Source organism: Aromatoleum evansii, from assembly GCF_045689615.1.
In the GTDB taxonomy this organism is placed as follows: domain Bacteria; phylum Pseudomonadota; class Gammaproteobacteria; order Burkholderiales; family Rhodocyclaceae; genus Aromatoleum; species Aromatoleum evansii.
The window spans coordinates 3,024,696-3,046,824 of record NZ_CP141259.1; the positions used below are offsets into that span (position 1 = coordinate 3,024,696).

General features: G+C 66.7%; 18 protein-coding genes. 7 read left to right on the forward strand and 11 right to left on the reverse strand.

What is annotated here, in order from left to right; genetic code table 11:
• Positions 1–110 precede the first annotated feature (110 nt).
• The 4 genes from U5817_RS14220 to badH form a co-directional block, all read right to left on the reverse strand.
• Positions 111–851 (reverse strand): nitroreductase, encoded by a 741-nt coding sequence (locus tag U5817_RS14220; protein WP_407277761.1) that lies wholly within the window; start codon positions 849–851, stop codon positions 111–113.
• Entirely contained in the window at positions 848–2,002 is a 1,155-nt protein-coding gene (locus tag U5817_RS14225; RefSeq protein ID WP_407277762.1) for an acyl-CoA dehydrogenase family protein, read from the reverse strand. The genes U5817_RS14220 and U5817_RS14225 overlap by 4 nt, the downstream gene beginning before the upstream one ends.
• A 172-nt stretch (positions 2,003–2,174) precedes the next feature.
• On the reverse strand, positions 2,175–2,957 hold the full coding sequence (gene badI, locus U5817_RS14230; RefSeq protein WP_407277763.1) for a 2-ketocyclohexanecarboxyl-CoA hydrolase: 783 nt from the start codon (positions 2,955–2,957) through the stop codon (positions 2,175–2,177).
• A gap of 198 nt (positions 2,958–3,155) precedes the next feature.
• Positions 3,156–3,923: a 2-hydroxycyclohexanecarboxyl-CoA dehydrogenase gene (badH, locus tag U5817_RS14235; protein WP_407277764.1), complete on the reverse strand. Its 768-nt coding sequence runs from the start codon at positions 3,921–3,923 to the stop codon at positions 3,156–3,158.
• A 99-nt stretch (positions 3,924–4,022) separates the two neighbouring features.
• On the opposite strand from badH, the gene U5817_RS14240 reads away from it, so the two are divergent.
• Positions 4,023–4,493, forward strand: coding sequence for a MarR family winged helix-turn-helix transcriptional regulator (locus U5817_RS14240; protein WP_169132513.1), 471 nt, complete (start codon positions 4,023–4,025; stop codon positions 4,491–4,493).
• On the opposite strand, the gene aliB is transcribed toward U5817_RS14240, so the two are convergent.
• The gene (gene aliB, locus U5817_RS14245) at positions 4,490–5,638 is read right to left on the reverse strand and encodes a cyclohexanecarboxyl-CoA dehydrogenase (RefSeq protein WP_407277765.1); all 1,149 of its coding nucleotides are present in this window, start codon (positions 5,636–5,638) and stop codon (positions 4,490–4,492) included. The genes U5817_RS14240 and aliB overlap by 4 nt on opposite strands.
• Positions 5,639–6,070: 432 nt before the next feature.
• Here aliB and aliA point away from each other — a divergent pair, with 432 nt between their 5' ends.
• Complete coding sequence (gene aliA / locus U5817_RS14250; protein ID WP_407277766.1) at positions 6,071–7,702, forward strand: cyclohexanecarboxylate-CoA ligase; 1,632 nt, start codon at positions 6,071–6,073, stop codon at positions 7,700–7,702.
• Complete coding sequence (locus tag U5817_RS14255) at positions 7,702–8,496, forward strand: enoyl-CoA hydratase (protein ID WP_407277767.1); 795 nt, start codon at positions 7,702–7,704, stop codon at positions 8,494–8,496. Before aliA ends, U5817_RS14255 begins: the two co-directional genes overlap by 1 nt.
• Before the next feature lie 43 nt (positions 8,497–8,539).
• Here U5817_RS14255 and U5817_RS14260 read toward each other — a convergent pair whose 3' ends face one another.
• The gene (locus U5817_RS14260) at positions 8,540–9,631 is read right to left on the reverse strand and encodes a DUF1615 domain-containing protein (RefSeq protein WP_407277768.1); all 1,092 of its coding nucleotides are present in this window, start codon (positions 9,629–9,631) and stop codon (positions 8,540–8,542) included.
• Between the two features lie 581 nt (positions 9,632–10,212).
• On the opposite strand from U5817_RS14260, the gene U5817_RS14265 reads away from it, so the two are divergent.
• A complete protein-coding gene (locus U5817_RS14265; protein WP_407277769.1) occupies positions 10,213–11,121 on the forward strand; it encodes a ketopantoate reductase family protein in 909 nt (302 codons plus the stop codon).
• A gap of 36 nt (positions 11,122–11,157) precedes the next feature.
• Here the strand turns inward: U5817_RS14265 and U5817_RS14270 are convergent, their stop codons facing one another.
• Both U5817_RS14270 and U5817_RS14275 read right to left on the reverse strand, forming a co-directional pair.
• Entirely contained in the window at positions 11,158–13,200 is a 2,043-nt protein-coding gene (locus U5817_RS14270; RefSeq protein ID WP_407277770.1) for a helicase-related protein, read from the reverse strand.
• 226 nt (positions 13,201–13,426) lie between these two features.
• A complete protein-coding gene (locus U5817_RS14275) occupies positions 13,427–17,044 on the reverse strand; it encodes a M10 family metallopeptidase C-terminal domain-containing protein (protein WP_407277771.1) in 3,618 nt (1,205 codons plus the stop codon).
• 247 nt (positions 17,045–17,291) lie between these two features.
• Between U5817_RS14275 and U5817_RS14280 the strand changes: the two genes are divergently transcribed.
• Positions 17,292–17,495, forward strand: coding sequence for a 4-oxalocrotonate tautomerase family protein (locus U5817_RS14280; RefSeq protein ID WP_169132759.1), 204 nt, complete (start codon positions 17,292–17,294; stop codon positions 17,493–17,495).
• Positions 17,496–17,556: 61 nt separating this feature from the next.
• Here the strand turns inward: U5817_RS14280 and U5817_RS14285 are convergent, their stop codons facing one another.
• Positions 17,557–18,261, reverse strand: coding sequence for a 2-phosphosulfolactate phosphatase (locus U5817_RS14285; protein ID WP_169132758.1), 705 nt, complete (start codon positions 18,259–18,261; stop codon positions 17,557–17,559).
• A 166-nt stretch (positions 18,262–18,427) separates the two neighbouring features.
• Here U5817_RS14285 and U5817_RS14290 point away from each other — a divergent pair, with 166 nt between their 5' ends.
• Both U5817_RS14290 and U5817_RS14295 read left to right on the forward strand, forming a co-directional pair.
• On the forward strand, positions 18,428–19,588 hold the full coding sequence (locus tag U5817_RS14290) for a GNAT family N-acetyltransferase (protein ID WP_407277772.1): 1,161 nt from the start codon (positions 18,428–18,430) through the stop codon (positions 19,586–19,588).
• Complete coding sequence (locus tag U5817_RS14295; protein WP_407277773.1) at positions 19,585–20,226, forward strand: DUF938 domain-containing protein; 642 nt, start codon at positions 19,585–19,587, stop codon at positions 20,224–20,226. The genes U5817_RS14290 and U5817_RS14295 overlap by 4 nt, the downstream gene beginning before the upstream one ends.
• A gap of 42 nt (positions 20,227–20,268) precedes the next feature.
• Here U5817_RS14295 and U5817_RS14300 read toward each other — a convergent pair whose 3' ends face one another.
• Complete coding sequence (locus U5817_RS14300) at positions 20,269–21,150, reverse strand: DMT family transporter (protein ID WP_407277774.1); 882 nt, start codon at positions 21,148–21,150, stop codon at positions 20,269–20,271.
• A gap of 182 nt (positions 21,151–21,332) precedes the next feature.
• The gene (locus tag U5817_RS14305) at positions 21,333–22,082 is read right to left on the reverse strand and encodes a sulfite exporter TauE/SafE family protein (protein WP_407277775.1); all 750 of its coding nucleotides are present in this window, start codon (positions 22,080–22,082) and stop codon (positions 21,333–21,335) included.
• Between the last annotated feature and the right edge of the window lie 47 nt (positions 22,083–22,129).

The following is a 22,129-nucleotide window of genomic DNA, read 5'->3' on the forward strand; positions in this document are numbered from 1 at the left end:
TCGACGCGATGACGTCGAGCCGGCCTGAACTCCGGCGAGTTTGGGAGAAGGGAGCAGGACGAACTGCACCGGAGGCGGGACGCTCAGCAAAGGCGGCCCGCTGAAAAACCTTAAAGTTCGGCAACGGCGGCCTCGCCGTGCAAGACCACGAATTCCGACAGCGGCGCGCGCTCGGTCACGAGCGCGTTCTCGGGCGCATCGAGGTCGGCATAGCCGAGCGCCATGCCGCATAGAAGTTGCTCGTGTTCGCCGAAGCCAAGCACCTCGGCGATGATCTTGTGATACGGGATCCACGCGGCCTGTGCGCAGGTCGAAAGCCCGCGCGCCTCGGCTGCCAGCATCACGTTCTGCAGGAACATGCCGTAGTCGATCCAGCTCCCTTGCCCGAGGCGACGGTCGATCGTGAAGACGAGTCCGACCGGGGCGTCGAAGAAGCGGAAGTTGCGCCGCGTCTGAACCTGCATCCGTTCCCGGTCACCCTTCTCGATGTCGAGGCGGGCGTACAGGCCCCAGCCGCTGCGGCGGCGCCGCCCGAGATAAGGTTCGAAGAACTCGGCGGGGTAATACCCGTACTCGGCGACGTGACCGGCCTCGCCCTGGTCGAAGGCCGCGCACACACCGTCAACGAGCCTCTCGAGGTTCTCGCCGGTCACGACGTGCACGCGCCAGGGCTGGATGTTGTTGCCCGAAGGCGCGCGCGCGGCGACCCGCAGCAGGTCCTCGATCGTGCCCGTATCGACGGACACGGGCAGGAAGGCGCGGACCGAGCGGCGGCGCGAGATCAGCCAGTCCAGCGCCGCCTCGTCGCCCCCGAAGGACACCACCGGATCTTCCCGCACGCGCGCGTTCATTCGCCTGCTGCCTTGATCATGTTGCGGGCGATCACGAGCTGCTGGATCTGGCTCGTGCCCTCGAAGATGCGGAACAGGCGCACGTCGCGGTAGAAGCGCTCGATGCCGTATTCCGACAGATACCCGGCGCCGCCGAAGATCTGCACCGCGCGGTCCGCGACGCGGCAGCACATCTCAGAAGCGAAGAGCTTGGCGCATGCGGCTTCGGTGCCGACATCCAGCCCCTGGTCGCGCTTGCGGGCGGCGTCGATGACCATGCTGCGCGCGGCATAGACCTCGGCCTTGCTGTCAGCCAGCATCGCCTGGATCAGCTGGAACTCGGCAATCGGCTTGCCGAACTGCTTGCGCTCCATTGCGTAGCGCAGTGCATCGGCCAACATGCGCTCGGAGACGCCGACGCAGATCGCGGCGATGTTGATGCGCCCCTTGTCGAGCACCTTCATCGCGGTCTTGAAGCCGACCTCTTCCTTGCCGCCGATCACGTTGGCGGCGGGGATGCGGCAGTCCTCGAAGATCACATCGCAGGTGTGTGCTCCCTTCTGACCCATCTTCTTGTCGATCGGTCCGAGCGACAGGCCCGGCGCACCCTTCTCGACGATGAACGCGGAAATTCCATGCGGCCCCTTCTTCTCGGGGTTGGTGCGCGCCATCACCGTGAAGATGCCGGCTTCGGGCGCGTTGGTGATGTAGCGCTTGGTGCCGTTCAACACGTAGTAATCGCCGTCGCGGCGTGCGCTCGTGCGCAGGCTGCCGGCGTCGGAACCGGCGTCGGGTTCGGTCAGCGCGAAGGAGCCGATGATCTCGCCGGACGCGAGGCGCGGCAGCCAGTCGCGCTTCTGCTCGGGCGTACCGTCGATGACGATGCCTTGGGCGCCGATGCCGTTGTTGGTGGCGAAGAGTGAGCGGAAGCACGGCGAGGTCTGGCCGATCTCGAAGGTCGCGAGCACCTCCTCTTCCATCGTCAGCCCCATGCCGCCGAACTCCTCGGGAATCGACAGGCCGAAGAGTCCCAGCTCCTTCATTTCGGCGACGAGCTCCGCCGGGATCTGGTCCGTCTCGGCGACGTGCGCCTCCTGCGGCACGAGGCGCTCGCGCACGAAGCGCGAGATCGTGTCGAGAAGAATGTTGAGTGTCTCCTGGTCGCGGATCATGTCGTTTCCCTCTCCGGTGTTGCGTTGTGCTTGTTGGCCAATTCGGCGATTGGTCGGACGTAGGGCGGGAGTAGCGCAGCGCATTCCGCCAGACAACCGTCGGGATGCCGCCCTGCGCGCCCATGGCGGGATCCGCCTTCGGCTCCTCCCGCCCTACGCATCCGCTGGCTGCTTACTTCTGGTGCTTGCGGAATTCGGGCTTGCGCTTCTCGCGGAAGGCATTGCCGCCTTCGGCCGACTCGGCCGTCTCGTAGTAGAGCTTGAGCGCGTGCATCGCCAGGCCGCCCATGCCGCGGATCATCTCGGTATCGACGTTGAACGACTTCTTCGCCAGCGCGATCGCGGTCGGGCTCTTCTCCACGATCTCGTCGCACCACTTCTTCACTTCGGCGTCGAGCTGGTCGTGCGGCACGACGGCGTTGACGAGGCCCATCGCCAGCGCTTCCTGTGCGGTGTAGCGGCGGCACAGGTACCAGATCTCGCGTGCCTTCTTCTCGCCGACGACGCGTGCCAGCAGCGCAGTGCCGAAACCGGGGTCGACCGAGCCGACACGCGGGCCCGCCTGGCCGAGCTGGGCCTTGTCGGAGGCGATCGCGAGGTCGCAAATGGTGACGAGCACGTTGCCGCCGCCGATCGCGTAGCCATTTACGCGGGCGATCACGGGCTTGGCGATGTCGCGGATCGCGCTCTGCACTTCCTCGATCGGCAGGCCGATCGTGCCGCGGCCGCCGTAGCCACCGTCCTGCGTGCCCTGGTCGCCGCCGGTGCAGAAGGCCTTGTCGCCAGCGCCGGTCAACACGACCACGCCGATGCTGCGGTCGAAGTCGGCGTCCTTCAGCGCGTGGATCATTTCCTCGCAGGTCTGCGCGCGGAACGCGTTGTACTGCGCGGGGCGGTTGATCATGATCGTCGCGATGCCGTCCTGCTTGGTGTAGAGAATGTCCTGGTATTCCATGGTGTGCTCCTTGAGATGTGGGGGGGCTGGCAAGGCACTGTGGCTCCCTCCCCTTCAAGGGGAGGGCTGGGGTGGGGATGGGTTAAGCGCACGTCGCCGAAACCCATCCCCCTCCTAACCTCCCCCTTGAAGGGGGAGGAATTCCGTGCCGCGCTCAGCCTGATTTCACGTAATTGACCGCAGTGTGTTCTTCGGGGCTTAACCCGCCATCGTCAGACCACCCGACACACTCATCACCTGACCAGTGATGAACGCGGCGTCATCACTCGCGAGGAAGGCCACCGCGCCCGGCAGGTCGCCCGGCTGGCCGAGGCGGCCGAAGGGCACCGCGCGGGTGAAGGCGGTGCGCAGCTTCTCGCCGCGCTCGCCTTCACCGCAGATGTCGTCGAGCAGCGGGGTATCGGTCGGGCCGGGGCACACGACGTTGATGTTGATCTGCTGGCGGGCGAGTTCGCGGGCCATCGTCTTCGAGAACGAGATCAGGCCGCCCTTGCAGAAGGAGTACACCGCCTCGCCGGACGACCCGACGCGGCCGGCGTCGGACGCGACGTTGATCACCCGGCCGCGGCCACGATCGCGCATGCCCTTGACGACAGCATGGTGCATGTACAGCGCGCCGTAGAGGTTGATCGCGACGATCTTGTCCCACAGCGGCTTTTCGGTATCGAGGAAGTTGCCGGCCTTGTCCCAGCCGGCGTTGTTCACCAGCACGTCGATCGGGCCGAGCTCGCTTTCCGCGGCGGTCACCGCAGTGATCGCGGAATCCTGGCTCGTCAGGTCGACCGGATAGGCGCGTGCCTTGCCACCGGCAGACCGGATTTCCGCCGCGATGGCTTCGGCCGCTTCACGGTTGATGTCGAATACCGCGACGCTGGCGCGCTCCTCGCCGAAGCGGCGGCAGATTGCGGAACCGATGCCACCGGCACCACCCGTCACGATCACGACCTTGCCTTCCAGACCTCTCATTTTGCTTCCTCCTGTTGGGTAACCATCAATTCGGCCCGTTGCGTCCGGGCCCTGCTTTGCGCTTCAATGGGCGCCGTTCGCAAACGACATGACGCCCCGATGAAAGACCTTTCCGCTGCCAAGGACCTCGCCACGATGGAGATCAGCAACCGGCTGTTCTTCCGTTTCTTCCAGGCCGCGAACACGCTGCACACCAAGGGCACGCAGGCGCTCGACGAGTTCGGCGTGACGACCCAGCAGTGGTCCGTACTCGGCGCCCTCTCCCGCCCGAAGGCCAAGGAAGGCATGGGCGTCGGCGAGCTGTCGCGCTTCCTGCTCGTCAGCCGCCAGAACCTGTCGGGTATCCTCACCCGCCTCGAACGCGACGGCCTGATCGAACGCGCCACCAGCGAGGAAGACCGCCGTTCCGTAAAGGTCAGGCTCAGTCCCAAGGGCGAGGAGCTGTGGGTCAAGCTCGCCGATCCCATCCACGACTTCTACGACCAGGCACTGAAAGGCTTCTCGTTCGACGACCGCCTGCAGTTCATCCATTACGTGAGCCTCCTGCAGCGGAACATGGCGAAGCTTTAAACCTGGTGGGCCGCGATCTTCTCGCGGCCGATGATCATCTTCATGATGTTCGCGGTGCCGTCGCCGATCTGCAGGCCCATGACGTCGCGATAGCGCTGACCGAAGTCGTAGTCGCTCGCGTAGCCGCCGTGGCCGTGCGTGAGCAGGCACTGGTGGATGATTTCGCACGCCACCTTGGGCGCCCACCACTTGCACATCGCCGCCTCGGCCGTGTGTTCCAGCCCCTGGTCCTTTAGCCACAACGTCTTCAGGCATAGCGCGCGGCAGGCTTCGTACATCGTCTCGGCCTCCGCGAGCGGGAAGGACACGCCCTGGAAGTCGCCGATCTTCTTGCCGAAGGCTTCGCGTTCCTGAACGTAGCGCCAGGTCTCGTCGAGCGAGGCGCGCACCACGCCCATGCACTGGATGCCGATCAGCGCGCGGCTGTAGTCGAAGCCCTGCATCACCTGCACGAAGCCCTTGCCCTCGTCGCCGAGCATCATTTCGGCGGGCACGCGCACGTCGTCGAAAAAGATCGAGCCGCGGCCCACTGGGCGCGTGCCGATGTCGTCGAAGGCCGTGCGGGTGATGCCCGGCAGATCCATCGGCACGAGGAAGGCGCTGATGCCGCGGGCGCGGTCGGCCTCGGTTCCGGTGCGGGCGAAGACCACCGCCACGTCCGCCTGCGTCGCCATCGAGATCGAGGTCTTCTCGCCGTTGAGCACCCACACATCGCCGTCGCGCGTCGCCTTCAGTTTGAGGCGCGCCGCGTCCGAGCCCGCGCTCGGTTCGGTCAGCGCGATGGCGATCGCCCTCTTGCCGGCGATGACCTGGCCCAGCCATTCCTTCGCGATGTCCGGCCGTGCGTAGCTGGCGACGATCTGGCCGCACAGCGAGGTGAGGAGGTTCACGTACGAGACATTGAAGTCGCCGTACGAGATTTGCTCCAGCAGCAGGCCGCTGGTCACGCAATCGACGCCCAGTCCGCCGTGCGCCTCCGACAGCTCAGGCCCGAGAAAACCGAGTTCGCCCATCTCGCGGATCACCTCGCGCTCGATGCGCTCGGCCTTTTCACGCGCCTTGTAGCCAGGAGCGAGACGCTCGCGGGCATAACGGCTTGCTGTAACGACGAGCGCCTGCTGCTCGGGGCTGAGACTGAAATCCATCGCTGCTCCTCCTTGGTAGGTTTTGCGCATTCTAGGGATCCGGAAACTTTTGTGTCAATAGCTTGACGTATCGAATCATTTGCACGGCTAGCCATAAAGATCGCAAAGAAGTCGTTTAAAGCCTACGGGACGGGACTTTATCGGTTTTGGCCCGATTGCCGGAATCTGCAGCTGCAGATCTCGCGTCGCAACGGCGTAGCAATCTATTGACTTATCGACCTCGAGAGAATAGCTTTGCGTCGCCGCCGGTAAACGCCGGGGCCGAGATCAAGGAGAGAGACGCGTCCCTGGATCAGGGGCCGCGGGGAGATGCAGGCGCTTTTCAGCGCCGCATCCACTCCCCCGCGGGAAATGGTCCGGTCAATGGGGTCCGGGTCTCGCACTACATGACGTAAGCTTGCGCGGGGATCCCGCGGTGTGAGGAGAGAAGACATGAATTTCGACCCGGTCCTGCTGGCCGACCGCATGGCCTCGATGAAGGCTGCCGGCCTTTGGCGCGACGAAACGATCGACGTGCACTTCCGGCGTGCGCTCGAAAACTGCCCCGAGAAGCTGGCCGTCGTCGGCTATCGCGACGGCCAGCCGGAGCCCGTCCGCCTGAGCTATCGCGAGCTGGACCGCCGCGTCGACCTCATCGCCCGCGGTCTCGTCGCGCTCGGCGTCGGTCGCAGTGACGTTGTCACTTTCCAGCTGCCCAACCGCTGGGAGTTCGTCGCGCTGGCGCTCGCCTGCGCGCGCATCGGCGCGGCAGCGAACCCGGTGATGCCGATCTTCCGGCAGCACGAGCTCAGCTACATGCTGAACTTCGCCGAATCGAAGGTCTTCGTGGTCCCCACCGTGTTCCGCAAGTTCGACCACGCCGCGATGGCGCGCGAGCTGCAGCCGAGCCTGCCGCATCTGAAGCAGGTCGTGGTCGTCGATGGCGACGGCGATGACAGGTTCGACCGCCTGCTTCTGCGTGAGGACACGCCACCGCTTCTGTCCGGCCCCGGCCTCGCACCCGACGACGTGTCGCTACTCATGTACACCTCCGGCACCACCGGCGAGCCGAAAGGCGTGATGCACACTTCGAACACGCTTTTCTCGAACCTGCACGCCTACATCTCGACGATGGAGCTGAGCCCGGCGGACATCATCCTCGGGGCCTCGCCAATGGCGCACCTCACCGGCTATGGCTATCTCGCAATGTTGCCGGTGCTGCTTAACGCCACGACGGTCCTGCAGGAAATCTGGGACGCGCCGCGCGCGCTGCAGATCGTCCGCGACGAAGGCGTGACCTTCAGCATGGCCTCCGCTGCCTTCGTATCCGACCTGTGCGCGGCGGTCGAGGCGGGTTCGCCGGTTTCGCCGCAATTCGCGAAGTTCAACTGCGCTGGCGCGCCGATTCCCCCGGTCGTGATCCAGCGGGCGTGGGACATCATGGGTCTGACCGTCTGCTCCGCCTGGGGCATGACCGAGTGCGGCGCCGTGACGGTGACAGAACCGGCGCGCGCGCTCGAAAAATCGGGGGTCTCCGACGGGCGCTCGCTCCCCGGCATCGAGGTCCGCATCGTGGGTCCGGACGGCGCCGAACTGTCGGCGGGCGAGACGGGCGAGCTGCTGATCCGCGGCTCGTCGCTCTTCGCAGGCTATCTCAAGCGTCCACGGCTCAATGGCGTCACCACCGACGGCTGGTTCGACACGGGTGACATGGCCTATCAGGACGGCGAGGGCTACATCCGCATCAACGGCCGCAGCAAGGACATCGTGATTCGCGGCGGCGAGAACATCCCCGTCGTCGAGATCGAGAACCTGCTCTACCGGCATCCGTCGATCACCACCGTCGCGGTCGTCGGCTACCCGGACCGGCGCCTGGGCGAGCGCGTCTGCGCCTTCGTATCTCTGAAGCCCGGCTGCACGTTCAGCTTCGAGGACATGACCGCATATCTCGACAAGCAGCAGGTTGCGAAACAGTACTACCCCGAGCGCATCGAGATCGTCGAGGACCTGCCGCGCACGCCGGCCGGCAAGCTGCAAAAGTTCAAACTGCGCGAAGCCGCCAGATCCTTCACCGTGGAGCAGTGATGGCGACGGCAGACGACAAGATGGACTCGGTGGTCCTCACCGAAACGCGCGGCAAGGTCGGCCTCATCCGCATCAATCGGCCGGAAGTCTTCAACGCGCTCAACGACGACGTGATGAGCGGAATCGGCGCGGCGCTCGACCGCTTCGAGGCCGACCCAGGTATCGCCTGCGTCGTACTGACGGGTTCCGAGAAGGCCTTCGCAGCGGGGGCGGACATCGCCGCGATGCGCGCGATGGACTACATGGACGCGTACAAGGGCGACTTCATCACGCGCAACTGGGAACGCCTCAAGACCTTCCGCAAGCCCACGATCGCCGCCGTGTCGGGCGTCGCCCTGGGCGGCGGATGCGAGCTGGCGATGATGTGCGACATCGTCTTCGCGGCAGAGAATGCGCGCTTCGGCCAGCCGGAAATCCGCATCGGCACCATCCCCGGCGCCGGCGGCACGCAGCGTCTGCCACGCGCGGTGGGCAAGACGAAGGCGATGGACCTGTGCCTGACCGGTCGCCTGATGGACGCGCAGGAAGCCGAGCGCAGCGGGCTCGTTGCGCGCCTCTTCCCGCCCGAGAGCGTGCTCGACGAAGCGCTCGCGGCCGCCGCGAAGATCGCGGAGTTCTCGCTCCCGGTGCTCATGATGATGAAGGAAACGGTCAACCGTGCCTTCGAAGGGCCGCTCAACGAAGGCCTGCTGTTCGAGCGACGCACGCTGCACGCGACCTTCGGGCTCGCGGATCAGAAGGAAGGCATGGCGGCCTTCGTCGAGAAGCGCGCCCCGCGTTTCGCGGACCGCTAGGCACCAGCGCCGGCCCCGCGCCCGACCGGCGCGGGCCAGCCGCCTACAGCCTGGTGCCGTTCGACCACGCCGGCTGCAGATCGGGCACCGCGGCAGCGCGGTTCATGCACGAGCGATAGCGCGTATTCACCCGGTCGGCAAACCAGCCCGTCGTGATCTTGCTGGTGATCTTCGGGCTCTTCAGGCGGATCTGCGGCAAGGCCTCGCGCGGCACCGCCCTCCCCGCCATTTCGTCCGCGAGCGCATAGACCCGCTGATAGAGCTTCGTCCGGCCGAAGGACTCCTCCTTCTCCTGACGCAGAGCAGTCTCGATCTCCACCTCGTTCAGGCGCAAGCGCCGCGAAATCCTCGATGCGGCCTTCTGCGTCGCGCTCGCCACGGCGCTCGGGCGGCCGTCCTCGTAGCGCAGCAGATCGCCGTCCGGCACCAGCTTCTGACCGGCGAGTTTGCCCAGGGCGAGCTGGAAGGCCGCGTTGCGGCTCGCGTAATGGCCGGCATTGAAGTCGGCGAAACGGTAAAGGCGGCTGCTGTACGAAACCGGGTAATCTAGGAGGTGCGCGATACCGAAGTACACGCCGCCGCGGCGCGTGAACACCGCCTCTCGCACCTTGCCGTTTGTCGCCCCGGCGTAGGGTTTCTCCCGTGCATGCGCCTCCGCGAAGGCGACGCTGACCTGCATCGGTCCGCCGGTGCGCACCGGGTTGTATCCACTCAGCAACAGCTTGCCGCCGGGCAGCTCGTCGATGATGTCACCGTAGAGGATGCTCATCTGGCGCTCGGTCTTCAGCGCATTGATGCGCTGGCGATAGGTCTTGCCATTACGGGACGGCTGGGACAGCGCGGCGTCCAGCGCCATCTTCGGGATCAGGTAGCGTTTGCGGCGAGTTTCGATCTCGCGCCATACGATCTTCGACAAGCCGGGGACCACCGGATCCGCCTGGAAGCTCGACTCCTGCTCGATGACCGCGATCGACGCGCAGAAGTTTTCCGCGCTCGGAACCAGACGCAACCCCATGAACGCCGAGACGATGTCCGCGGCCCATTCCTCCCGCTCACGCGTGACACCGGGCGGAAGCAAGGCATAGACGAACCTGCGTGCGTCCTGCTCCTGCACGCGCGGCGGGAAGCCCGGCACGAATCTACCCTCCCCCGGGACTGCCGGCACCGGGCCCTGCGCCGGGGGCATGGGGGTCGATGGAAGAGTGTCGGGCAGTCGCATCTCGACCGGTGCAGGTGCTTGCACCGCCGGCGGCTCGGAGACGGCGGCGCATCCGCCGAGAACGGCGGCAAGGACGGAAACGACGGGGATGACTCGGGAGATGCGCTGCGTATTCATCGATGAGTGCGATTGGAAATCGGGCCGCGTCATCCGATGCGTTGCGGACGCGGCAGCATGCACGGAACGCGGACTCCTGCCGGGGCTCGCAGTGCGGAACGGAACACTATCAGATTGCGCCGCGCGCTTCCCCGCTTTTTCGCGACCGCCCTTCCGGCCAGCGGCAAGCGGTGCCTTAACCGCACCGGAGCGAGGCGGCGCACTCCGAAAACGCCCTGCACATCGATACATCCGCTCATCGCGCCCCCTCGCAAGCATCCCCGGCGAACAGCCGATTCGTGATCACCGCGCAGCATGGGGCTAACATGTCGACCTTGCCGCGGACGCGGATTCACCGGTTCACGTTCCGCGAGCGCCACCGACACAACGGAGGGATGCTCATGAGGATTGCAGTGATGGGTGCTGGCGCGGTCGGCTGCTACTACGGCGGATTGCTGGCGCGCGCGGGTCATGAGGTCGTACTGGTTGGCCGCCCTGCGCTCGTGGAAGCCGTGGCGCGCGACGGCCTCCTGCTCGACACGCGCGACTTCCAGGCACGCGTGCCGGTCAGGGCGAGCACCGGCGCGGACGGCGTGCGCGGGGCACAGCTCGTTCTGTGCTGCGTGAAATCCACCGACACCGCGACCGCAGCAGCCGAGATGGCGCCGCACCTCGCCCCCGAGGCGATCGTTCTCAGCCTGCAAAACGGCGTGGACAACGCCGAGCGGCTGCAGGCCCTGCTCGGACGCGAGGTCGGCGCCGCGGTCGTCTATGTTGCGACCGAGATGGCGGGCCCGGGCCATGTAAAACATCACGGCCGTGGCGAGCTCGTGATCGGCCCGTCCGACGCATCCGGCCGCCTGGTGGAACTATTCGGCGCTGCAGGCGTGCCCGTCGAAGTCTCGGAAAACGTCGTCGGCGCGTTGTGGGCCAAATTGATCCTCAACTGCGCCTACAATGCACTGTCGGCGATCACGCAGTTGCCCTATGGCCGCCTGGTCGCAGGGGATGCCGTCGAGGACGTCATGCGCGACGCGGTGCAGGAATGCCTGGACCTGGCTTGGGCAGAAGGCATCACCGTGCCGGGCGACTGCTGGGCAGCAGTGCAGCGGATTGCGCAGACGATGCCGATGCAGTACTCCTCGACAGCCCAGGATCTCGCGCGCGGCAAGCGCAGCGAGATCGACCACCTGAACGGCTTCGTGCTGCGCCGCGGCAAGGAATTGGGCATCGCGACACCGGTCAATCGCGTGCTCTACAGCCTGGTGAAGCTGCTCGAGGAACGTGCCGCCGACGCAAAAGCGGCCTGAAGCCACAGCCAGCCCCGTACGCCCTGCCCGGCCGGATCAGCGTCGCGGCGGACGGCCGCCCGATTTGCGCTGCGCAGTGCCCTCCCTGCGAGGCTTGCCGCGGCCACCGCCCCGGCTTCGCGAATCCCGCCGTCGTCCATGCTGGCGCGCAAGCATGTCGTCGACCGTCTCGGACATGCTGCGCGCCAGCGCGACAGCCACTTCCGCGTCGGGGTAATGATCGGGCAGGCGATAGCCGAGCCACGCGTAGGCGGAGTATTTCTTGCACGCATCCTCGGCTGCCTGCAGCGCGTAGCGCCCTGCCCCCACCGGCTCGATCGACAGGTGCGAGGTCCGCTCCTTCGAAAGCGCACGCGCCCATTCCTGCCACGCCTGGTTCAGCGATTCCACGCGGGTCGATATAGGCACCAGTGACAGCGTGAAGCGATGCTCCAGCGACAAGGGCAAGGAATCGAGCCAGCGCGCGCGCTCGATCTGCTCGGTCAGGTCCCCCGGCAGGAAGAAATCGTCGGTGAGGTCGATGTTGCGCGAGAAGAGCTCCAGCAGGCGCGCGAGCGCGCGCTCGCCGGTCGCCGTCGAGATGCTCTTGAGGTGGTGCAGCGAGGGCGTCACATAGAAGCCCCGGCTCGACAACGGATCGGCTCCCGTGTTCATCAGTCGCCCGACGATGCGGTGCGTGTGATCGTCGAAACCCGCGACGAGGCCCGCCTCGTGCAGGCCGAAGCGCCCTGCCCGTCCGGCGATCTGGTGCGTGAGCCAGGGCGGCAGGATGTCCTCCGAGATGCCGTCGAACTTCTTCGCGGTGGAGAACACGACCCGCGCCACGGGCAGGTTGAGTCCCATCCCGATCGCGTCAGTCGCGACGACGATGTCGGCCTCGCCGTCACGGAAGCGCTGCGCCTGCGCACGCCGCACCTCGGGCGAGAGGTTGCCGTAGATCGTCGCGACGCGGAACCCGGCCTCGGCAATGTTGGTCGCCCAGTTCAGCACGTCGCGGCGCGAGAACGCGATCACCGCGTCGCCGCGGCGCAACTGCCCGATGTTGCCGACCGCACGCGGCGCCATCTCCAGCGGCGACTTGCGTTCGAGCGTTCGCACCTCCAGCTCGCAGCCGAGGCGCTCGGCGAGCGCCTCCACCGCCGGACGCGCCGACAGCGCGCCAAGCAGGAATACCGTCTTCGCGGCGGCCCCGCACACCGCGGCGGTCCACGCCGAGCCGCGCTCGAGATCCTCCAGCATCTGGATCTCGTCGATCACTGCGACTTCCACCGGACGCGAGGTGTCGAGCATCTCGATGGTGCTCGCGACATGCGTCGCGCCGGGCGTGATGCGCCGCTCCTCGCCGGTGACAAGGCTCACCGCGACGCCACGATCGGCCAGGCGCTCGTAGTTTTCCAGCGCGAGCAGGCGCAGTGGCGCGAGATACACGCCGGTCGCGGCCTTCGCCAGCGCCTCCATCGCCTGGTGCGTCTTGCCCGAGTTGGTCGGCCCGAGAATCGCGACGAAACGGCGCCGCATCATGAACGCCGTCTCGAAGGACTCCGGATAGCGCGTCAGCTTGACCGTATCGCGCGCGGCCTCGGCCAGCGTCTCCGCGCGGCGGCGCACGGCCGCCTCCGCGAGCCGGTCCTCGACGATGCGAAAACGCCGGCTCGCCAGCTCCTTGCCGGTTTCCAGCGCACGCAGGAAACGCGAGGCATCCAGCCCTTCGGCCTGAGCCCGCTGCAGCACACCGGCGACGAAGGCACGCACATCGGCCTCGAACTCGGCCACCGACGACATGTGCAGCCGCTCGCGCACCAGTGCGAGGTGTTTCTCCTCGGGCAGCTTGCGCCACTTCTGCACCCGCGCCAGTACACAGCGCTCCGGCACCAGCCGGTAAGGGTAACGCCGCCCGCCGGCCTCGACCTCGCCGGAGACCTCGATCGCCACCGCACCCTCGTTGTGTACAAGGCGCGCGTTGAAGCTCTGTAGCCACTGATGGAGCTCGCGGGCAACGTCGAGCAGCGCGTCGTCGTTCTCGGCATCGTCCTCCGCTGGCACGACGGCTTCGGGGTCGATGAAGAAGTTCTCTTCCAATTGAGCGATTCCAGCCACTAAAGCGTGGAGGGTCTCATGCCTGAAGCCCTTTTCAAACCCCGCCCCTCGGCACAGCATAGCCGGCGCTTCGCTCCGCACCCGGTGGAGCGGTCATCGAGGCTTTCTTGTCGTAAAAAAACAGGCGGCGGCAAGAGGCAAATTCGCACGCCCCATTGCCGCCGCCCGACTCACCGCGTGGATCGGTACTCCACGCCCGCTTGCGGGGTTAAATCACGATATCGGACATCGTCAGCTCCGGCGCCCCGGACAGCCCAATGGCGAACTCCGCCGCCAAATCGCCGTCCGTATTGCCGTACAGGACCCCGTTGGAATACATGAGCTGCCCAGCCTGGGTAAACGACGCACCGGCTGCCAACATCTCGGAGAACCCGTCGTTGGCCGATGTGGCCTGGTTGGCATCCAGCGAGGACAGGTCCAGACGGTCGAAACCGGATTCGAAATCGGTGATCATGTCCCAGGCCGTGCTGCTCGTCCCGGTCTCGGTCAGCGTGTTGAAGTCGAACACGTCGCGCCCCTCACCGCCGGTCAGCCGATCAGCCCCCAGGCCACCGACCAGCACGTCATCGCCCGCGCCGCCCGACAGGACGTCGCTCCCCCCCAGACCGGCCAGGTAATCATTACCCGCAGCCCCCTCGAGAAGGTTGGATGCGCCGTTGCCGGTCAGCTTGTCGCCGAATGCCGATCCTGCGAGATTCTCCACCCGCAGCAGCGTGTCGGAGCCGCTTCCACCCGTAACTTGGGCACGGGTCGTGTTCAGGCCCACGCTCACTCCGGCGCCGGCCTCTGCGTAGCTCACCGTGTCGACGCCCTTGCCCCCGTCGATCACGTTGTTGAAGGCGCCCGCCTCGACCACGTTGTTCAGCGCATTGCCGGTAAGGTTGGCGTTGCCCGACGCAAGTATCGCGCCGTTCTCGATGTTTGCCCCCAGAGTATAGGAGGACAGGTGGCTGCGGACGGTATCGACCCCGCCGGTCACCGTGTTCGCGTCGACCTCGACAACCTTGTCGGCGGCATTGTCCACATCGTAGATGTCGGAACCTTGCCCGCCCTGCAGAACGTCGGCACCAGCCCCGCCGATCAGCACGTCATCGCCCCAGTCACCAGCCAGCTGGTCGTCGCCCGCGCCGCCGTCGATCCAGTCGCCGTACTGCGTGCCCGTCAGCACGTCGTTGCCCTCGGTGCCATGGAACTCGGCCGTCGCGTTGGCGATCTCCTGCGGGCCCCACGTCGTGCCGTCGGCGAACACGATCTGCTCGATCCCCATGCCGCCGCTGACCTGGCCGACGATGCGCATCTCCTCGCCGCTGGCCGCGCGGATCAGCAGGTCGCCCGTCGCCATGTCCGCCACCAGGCGCACCTGCGCGGCATCGATGCCCTGCACCGACACCGTGTCCACGTCCCACGGCGCACCGTAGTCGACCACCCGGTCGTTGCCGCCGCCGCTCGACATCACGTAGGTGTCCGCACCGTCCATGCCGTGCAGCTCGTCGTCACCGGCACCGCCGTCCATCCAGTCGCCGCGCTGCGTGCCCATCAGCACGTCGTTGCCCTCGGTGCCGCGGAACTCGGCCGTCGCGTTGGCGATCTCCTGCGGGCCCCACGTCGTGCCGTCGGCGAACACGATCTGCTCGATGCCCATGCCGCCGCTGACCTGGCCGACGATGCGCATCTCCTCGCCGCTGGCCGCGCGGATCAGCAGGTCGCCCGTCGCCATGTCCGCCACCAGGCGCACCTGCGCAGCATCGATGCCCTGCACCGACACCGTGTCCACGTCCCACGGCGCACCGTAGTCGACCACCCGGTCGTTGCCGCCGCCGCTCGACATCACGTAGGTGTCCGCACCGTCCATGCCGTGCAGCTCGTCGTCACCGGCACCGCCGTCCATCCAGTCGCCGCGCTGCGTGCCCATCAGCACGTCGTTGCCCTCGGTGCCGCGGAACTCGGCCGTCGCGTTGGCGATCTCCTGCGGGCCCCACGTCGTGCCGTCGGCGAACACGATCTGCTCGATCCCCATGCCGCCGCTGACCTGGCCGACGATGCGCATCTCCTCGCCGCTGGCCGCGCGGATCAGCAGGTCGCCCGTCGCCATGTCCGCCACCAGGCGCACCTGCGCAGCATCGATGCCCTGCACCGACACCGTGTCCACGTCCCACGGCGCACCGTAGTCGACCACCCGGTCGTGACCGCCGCCGCTCGACATCACGTAGGTGTCGCCACCGTCCATGCCGTGCAGCTCGTCGTCACCGGCGCCGCCGTCCATCCAGTCGCCGCGCTGCGTGCCCATCAGCACGTCGTTGCCCTCCGTGCCGCGGAACTCGGCCGTCGCGTTGGCGATCTCCTGCGGGCCCCACGTCGTGCCGTCGGCGAACACGATCTGCTCGATCCCCATGCCGCCGCTGACCTGGCCGACGATGCGCATCTCCTCGCCGCTGGCCGCGCGGATCAGCAGGTCGCCCGTCGCCATGTCCGCCACCAGGCGCACCTGCGCAGCATCGATGCCCTGCACCGACACCGTGTCCACGTCCCACGGCGCACCGTAGTCGACCACCCGGTCGTGACCGCCGCCGCTCGACATCACGTAGGTGTCGCCACCGTCCATGCCGTGCAGCTCGTCGTCACCGGCGCCGCCGTCCATCCAGTCGCCGCGCTGCGTGCCCATCAGCACGTCGTTGCCCTCCGTGCCGCGGAACTCGGCCGTCGCGTTGGCGATCTCCTGCGGGCCCCACGTCGTGCCGTCGGCGAACACGATCTGCTCGATCCCCATGCCGCCGCTGACCTGGCCGACGATGCGCATCTCCTCGCCGCTGGCCGCGCGGATCAGCAGGTCGCCCGTCGCCATGTCCGCCACCAGGCGCACCTGCGCGGCATCAATGCCCTGCACCGACACCGTGTCCACGTCCCACGGCGCACCGTAGTCGACCACCCGGTCGTTGCCGCCGCCGCTCGACATCACGTAGGTGTCCGCACCGTCCATGCCGTGCAGCTCGTCGTCACCGGCACCGCCGTCCATCCAGTCGCCGCGCTGCGTGCCCATCAGCACGTCGTTGCCCTCGGTGCCGCGGAACTCGGCCGTCGCGTTGGCGATCTCCTGCGGGCCCCACGTCGTGCCGTCGGCGAACACGATCTGCTCGATGCCCATGCCGCCGCTGACCTGGCCGACGATGCGCATCTCCTCGCCGCTGGCCGCGCGGATCAGCAGGTCGCCCGTCGCCATGTCCGCCACCAGGCGCACCTGCGCAGCATCGATGCCCTGCACCGACACCGTGTCCACGTCCCACGGCGCACCGTAGTCGACCACCCGGTCGTTGCCGCCGCCGCTCGACATCACGTAGGTGTCCGCACCGTCCATGCCGTGCAGCTCGTCGTCACCGGCACCGCCGTCCATCCAGTCGCCGCGCTGCGTGCCCATCAGCACGTCGTTGCCCTCCGTGCCGCGGAACTCGGCCGTCGCGTTGGCGATCTCCTGCGGGCCCCACGTCGTGCCGTCGGCGAACACGATCTGCTCGATGCCCATGCCGCCGCTGACCTGGCCGACGATGCGCATCTCCTCGCCGCTGGCCGCGCGGATCAGCAGGTCCCCCGTCGCCATGTCCGCCACCAGGCGCACCTGCGCGGCATCGATGCCCTGCACCGACACCGTGTCCACATCCCACGGCGCACCGTAGTCGACCACCCGGTCGTGACCGCCGCCGCTCGACATCACGTAGGTGTCGCCACCGTCCATGCCGACCAGTTCGTCGTCACCGGCACCGCCATCGATTGTGTCATTCTCCGCAGTTCCGATGAGCCAGTCGTTGTAGGAAGATCCATTGATTATCGCCATGCCATGCGCCTCGCAAGAGAGCTGTTGCCAGAAAGCGGCGAGAATAGCACAAAGGCATTTTTGGATGACATGCGCAAAACAGCTCGTCACACTGGCCGGAGCGAACTTCCCTCAACAGACAGTGCGAGATCGGGAGAGCCGACCATTTCATCTCCCCTTGCGATGATTTCATTCAAAAATTTTCAATTTTCATGATGCAACAACGCTGATACGCTCGGACCCGGATCGACAAGCCCAATTGCCAGACATGCCCTACGTAAATATCAAGATCACCCGCGAGGGCGCAACGCCCGAACAGAAGGCCGAACTGATCAGCGGCGTCACGCGCTTGCTGCAGGACGTTCTCGGCAAGAATCCGCAAACGACGGTCGTGGTCATCGACGAGATAGACACCGACAACTGGGGAATCGGCGGCGAGAGCGTGACCGTGCGGCGCAAGCGGGGACAATAGGCCCGGCGGATCCACCCGGAGCGCGCGTCGTTGCCTGGCGCGACCGCCCTATCACCGACGATCAGATGCGGTCGGGAAGCGGACGCATCACCAGGCCATGGCGCCCGCGCGTCACCGGCATCGCAAAATCGAAGCGATCGACCCGCGTGCACAGTTCGAGATCGGCCAGTGGCAGCGCAGGGTCGGTGCCCGCGATGAAGCGCCGGCCGAAGTCGGAATCTCGCACGCGCTGCGCCAGCGCGTCGATATCGATCGGCTCGTCCTGCAGACCGGCCGCGAGGTAATCCGCGCAGGCGATATCCTCGTCGCCATCGCGATCGATCCATTCGCCCGTCGTGATCAGCGCGACCCGTTCCGGCGCGAGTGCACGCAACGCACGCAAGGTCGCCCCGGCACACACGAGGCTCGCCGCGAACAGGCGGGGGGCGCTGCGAAAGCGCAGCAGCGCCTGCACGCCCGCCGCGGTCGACAGGATCACGGGCCGTCCGGCGAGCTTCAGGTCATGGACGCGCGAGGGCGAGTTCCCCAGGTCGAAGCCGGGCATCGGACGCCCGCCGGGCAAGGCGCCGACCGTCAGCGCGTCGGGCAGCAGTTCGTTCAGGATCTCGGCCTCCGCGGCCGTCCCCACGGGATGGATCTCGGATGCGCCCGCCGCGAAGGCGTAGGCCGCGGTGGTAAAGGAACGGAGCACGTCGATCGCGACGACGGCGTCGAAGTCGTGTGATTCCTGCACGAGGCGGTTCAGGCTGACGCGAAAGATCTGCATCGGGTAATCATACGACAAGGGCGCGCGCCGCATCAGCCAGCCTGCCCGCGCACGCACGCAGCACCTGCGCGTCCGGCGCGGTATGCTGGAACCACGCGGCGCCCGGAACGATTACCGGCGCCGCTGTCCAATTGGGCCGCCCATCCGCATTCCCGCCATTTCACGCATGAGCAAGCTGACGATCCGCATCGCCGACGGCGCTGCCGACATTCCCCGCGAAGCCTGGACCGCCCTGTGCCCACCGGGACATCCCTTCCTGAACGGCGACTTCCTGCGCATCGTCGAGGAACATGGCGTCGCAGTGCCCGATGCCGGCTGGCAGCCGCTGCACCTCGTCGCGAGCGAAGAAGGCGCGATCGTCGGCCTGCTGCCGCTCTACCTGAAGGGGCACTCGCACGGCGACTTCATCTACGACTGGAGCTGGAAACCGGTATGGGAGCGCTTCGGCCATCGCTATTACCCGCGCCTGGTGTCCGGCCTGCCCTACACGCCGGTAGCGGGGCCGCGGCTGCTGATCGCCCCGGGCGCCACCGACCGCGCCGCGGTGCGCGACGCGCTGATCGCCGCCGCACAAGGGATCGCTACCGAGAACCACTTTTCGACCTGGCACGTCGCGCTGGCAGCCCCTGCGGACCTCGACGCCGTTGCGGCCAGGGGACTGCTCGTGAGCCACGACGTGCAATACCACTGGTCCGACGCAGGTTTCGGCGATTTCGACGGCTTCCTGCAGTCCTTCTCGGCCGAAAAGCGGCGCAAGGTGCGCGCCGAGCGGCGACGCGCAGCCGAATCGGGGCTGCGCATCGTCGTCCGGCATGGCGACGAGATCGACCGGGGCGAATGGCCCGACCTGCACGCGCTCTACAAGTCCACCTTTGACCGTTTCGGCAATTTTGCCGCCTTCAGCCCTGAATGCTTCGCCGAGCTCGCGACGACACTGGGCGATCGCATGGTCGTATTCACGGCCCGCAATGGCGATGAAACGGTCGCGCTGTCTCTGTGTTTTCGCAGCGACGATACCCTGTTCGGCCGCTACTGGGGAGCAAGCCGCCAGATCGATAGCCTGCACTTCGAGTTGTGCTTCCATCGCGGCATCGACTACTGCCTGCGCCACGGTCTGACCCGTTTCGAACCGGGCGCAGGCGGCGAACACAAGATCGCCCGCGGCTTCATGCCGCAGATCGTGCGCTCGGCGCACTGGATCCCCGATCCGGACATACGCCGCGCGATCGCCCCGCATCTCGAACGCCAGAAGCTGGGCATTGCCGCCTATCATGACGACGTCAGGAGCCATCTTCCGTTTCGCAAACCGGACGCCGGTGCCGCATGACGCCGTCCGCCCCATTCGCATGGACCACCGCCACCACGATGGAAAAACCTCACGCACCGGCCACCGAACGCAATCGCGAACACATCCTCGCCGCGCTGCGGCGACACTTCGCCGACCGTCAGCGAGTTCTCGAGATCGGCAGCGGGACCGGGCAGCACGCTGTCCACTTCGCCGCCGCCCTGCCCCACCTGAGCTGGCAGGCGTCCGACCGGCCCCAGTACCTGCCCGGAATCCGCCTATGGCTCGCCGAAGCGCGCCTGCCCAATACACCCGAGCCAATCGCGTTCGACGTCAATACGCCCCCGACGCTGTCCCTCCGCTATGACGCGATCTTCAGCGCCAACACCCTGCACATCATGAGCTGGCCCGAGGTCGAACGCCTCTTCACCCTGTTCCCCGCCCTGATGGCGCCCGGGGCGCTGTTCTGCTGCTACGGTCCGTTCAACTACGGCGGACGCTTCACGAGCGCGAGCAATGCGCAGTTCGACGAGTCACTGAGGCAGGACGATCCGCGACGCGGCATCCGTGACTTCGAGGCGGTCGATGCGCTGGCACGAGTCGCGGGAATGATGCTCACCGAAGACGCGGAGATGCCAGCCAACAACCGCTGCATCACGTGGCGGCGGACGGCGACCTGAACGGCGATAGTCGAGCCCGTCGGCGAACGGTCGCGCAAGCGCTCACGCCTTGCGGCTGAAACGCTCCGAATACGCGACCACGACGCCTGACGCGACGATGATTCCCATTCCCGTCAGGGACAACCCGTCGGGGAGGTCGCCGAACACCAGCCAGCCCAACAACGTCGCCCACACCAGCTGCGCATAGGTGAATGGACTCAGCGTGGTGGCCGGCGCCGCGCGCAGCGCCATGATCATCAGCAGATGGCCGCTCGCTGCGAGCACGCCGAGCGAGCCCATCAGCAACCCGTCGACCAGGTCGAACGCTCCTGGGACCCAATATTTCGGAAGCAGCAAGGACGTCGCCGCGGCACCGACGAGGGCAGTCCAGGACAGCTGGGTGACGGAGCGGTCGACGGCGCTCAGCTTGCGCGTCAACACCTGGTAGATCGCATAGCACACGGCTCCGAGCAGGACGAACACCACACCGATATTGAAGGCGTTGCCGGACGGGCGGGCGATCAGCAGCACACCGGAGAAGCCGATGAAGACCGGAATCCAGCGCCAGCGTGGCATTTTTTCGTCGAGAAAGCTCACCGCGAGGATCATCACGAGGAAGGGCGTGACGAAGACTAGCGCCGTGACTTCGGCCAGCGGCATGCGCTGGAACCCGGCGATGACCCCGGCCGTGACGCCGACAAGGGTGAGGCCGCGCATGACCTGCAAGCCCGGTCGCGCGCTCTTGAACAAGCCTGTTCCGTAGCGCGGGAAGAACACGAGTAGGGTGATCACGAAATGCGCGAAATAGCGCCCCCACACCACGACCGCGACCGGGTGACGCGACGCGAGCGTCTTCGATACGGTGTCGAGCAGCGCAAAGAGCGCGAGCGCGCCCATGAGGTAGAGGATGCCGCGTATCGGGTGGTGTGCGGCGGGGGCGTTCATGCGGGGAGAATCCTGTCGGGAACCGTAGGGTGGGATGGAATCCCGCCGAACCGTGAGTTGTTCTTATGGTTGCGGCGGAATTCTACCCGTCCTAGGTCCGAGGGACGGCCATCGCCTACGTCAATTCCCGCACCGGCTGGAACAGCTCAGCGACGAGGCTGTAGCCTGCACCGGCCTGAGGCTCACGCGAACGCATCCCACAGCAGCTTCACGCCCGAAAGCCCCAGCATCGCCGTCGCAAAGACGTGGAAGGCACGCTCCGGAATGCGCTTCAGTGCCTTGAGACCGATCCACACTCCCACGGGTGCGACTGGCGCAAGCAGCAGCGAAACCTTCAGCGTCTCCCACGAAAAGAGCCCCAGCGCGACGTAGGGCACGATCTTCACCGCATTCACGGCGGTGAAGAAGATCACCGTGGTCGCGACAAACGTGCCTTTCGGCAAGCCGCGGTTCAGCAGATACACCAGGAGCGGCGGCGAACCGGCGTGCGCGATCGTGCTCGTGAAGCCCGACACCGCGCCCCAGAACAGCCCCATCCCTGTCCCGGGCGGCCCGGCCAGCTTCAGCCGCGCGCGCAGACCGAAGATCCGGTCGAGTGAAAACAGCACCGCGATTGCACCGACGCAGCCCTTCACCGCCTTCTCCGGCATCCAGCCAAACACCAGCGAGCCGACCAGCATGCCCAACGCGGCGGCTGGAAGCAGCACGCGGATTTCCTGCCTGTCCCACTTGCCCCAGTACGCGCCGATGCCGATCCAGTCGATGAACACGAGCAGCGGCAACATCACCGCGGCGGCCTGGCCGGGCGTGATCCACAGCGACATGAAGGGCACGGCAAGTCCGCCGAAGGCACCACCGAGGCCGGACTTGGAGATGCCGGTGAGCAGCACGGCGATGCCGGCAACGATCCAGCCAACGGTATCGAAAGTCATCTGGGATTCAGGAAAATCCGGCTCCGCAGTCCGTGCAAATCGTGTGC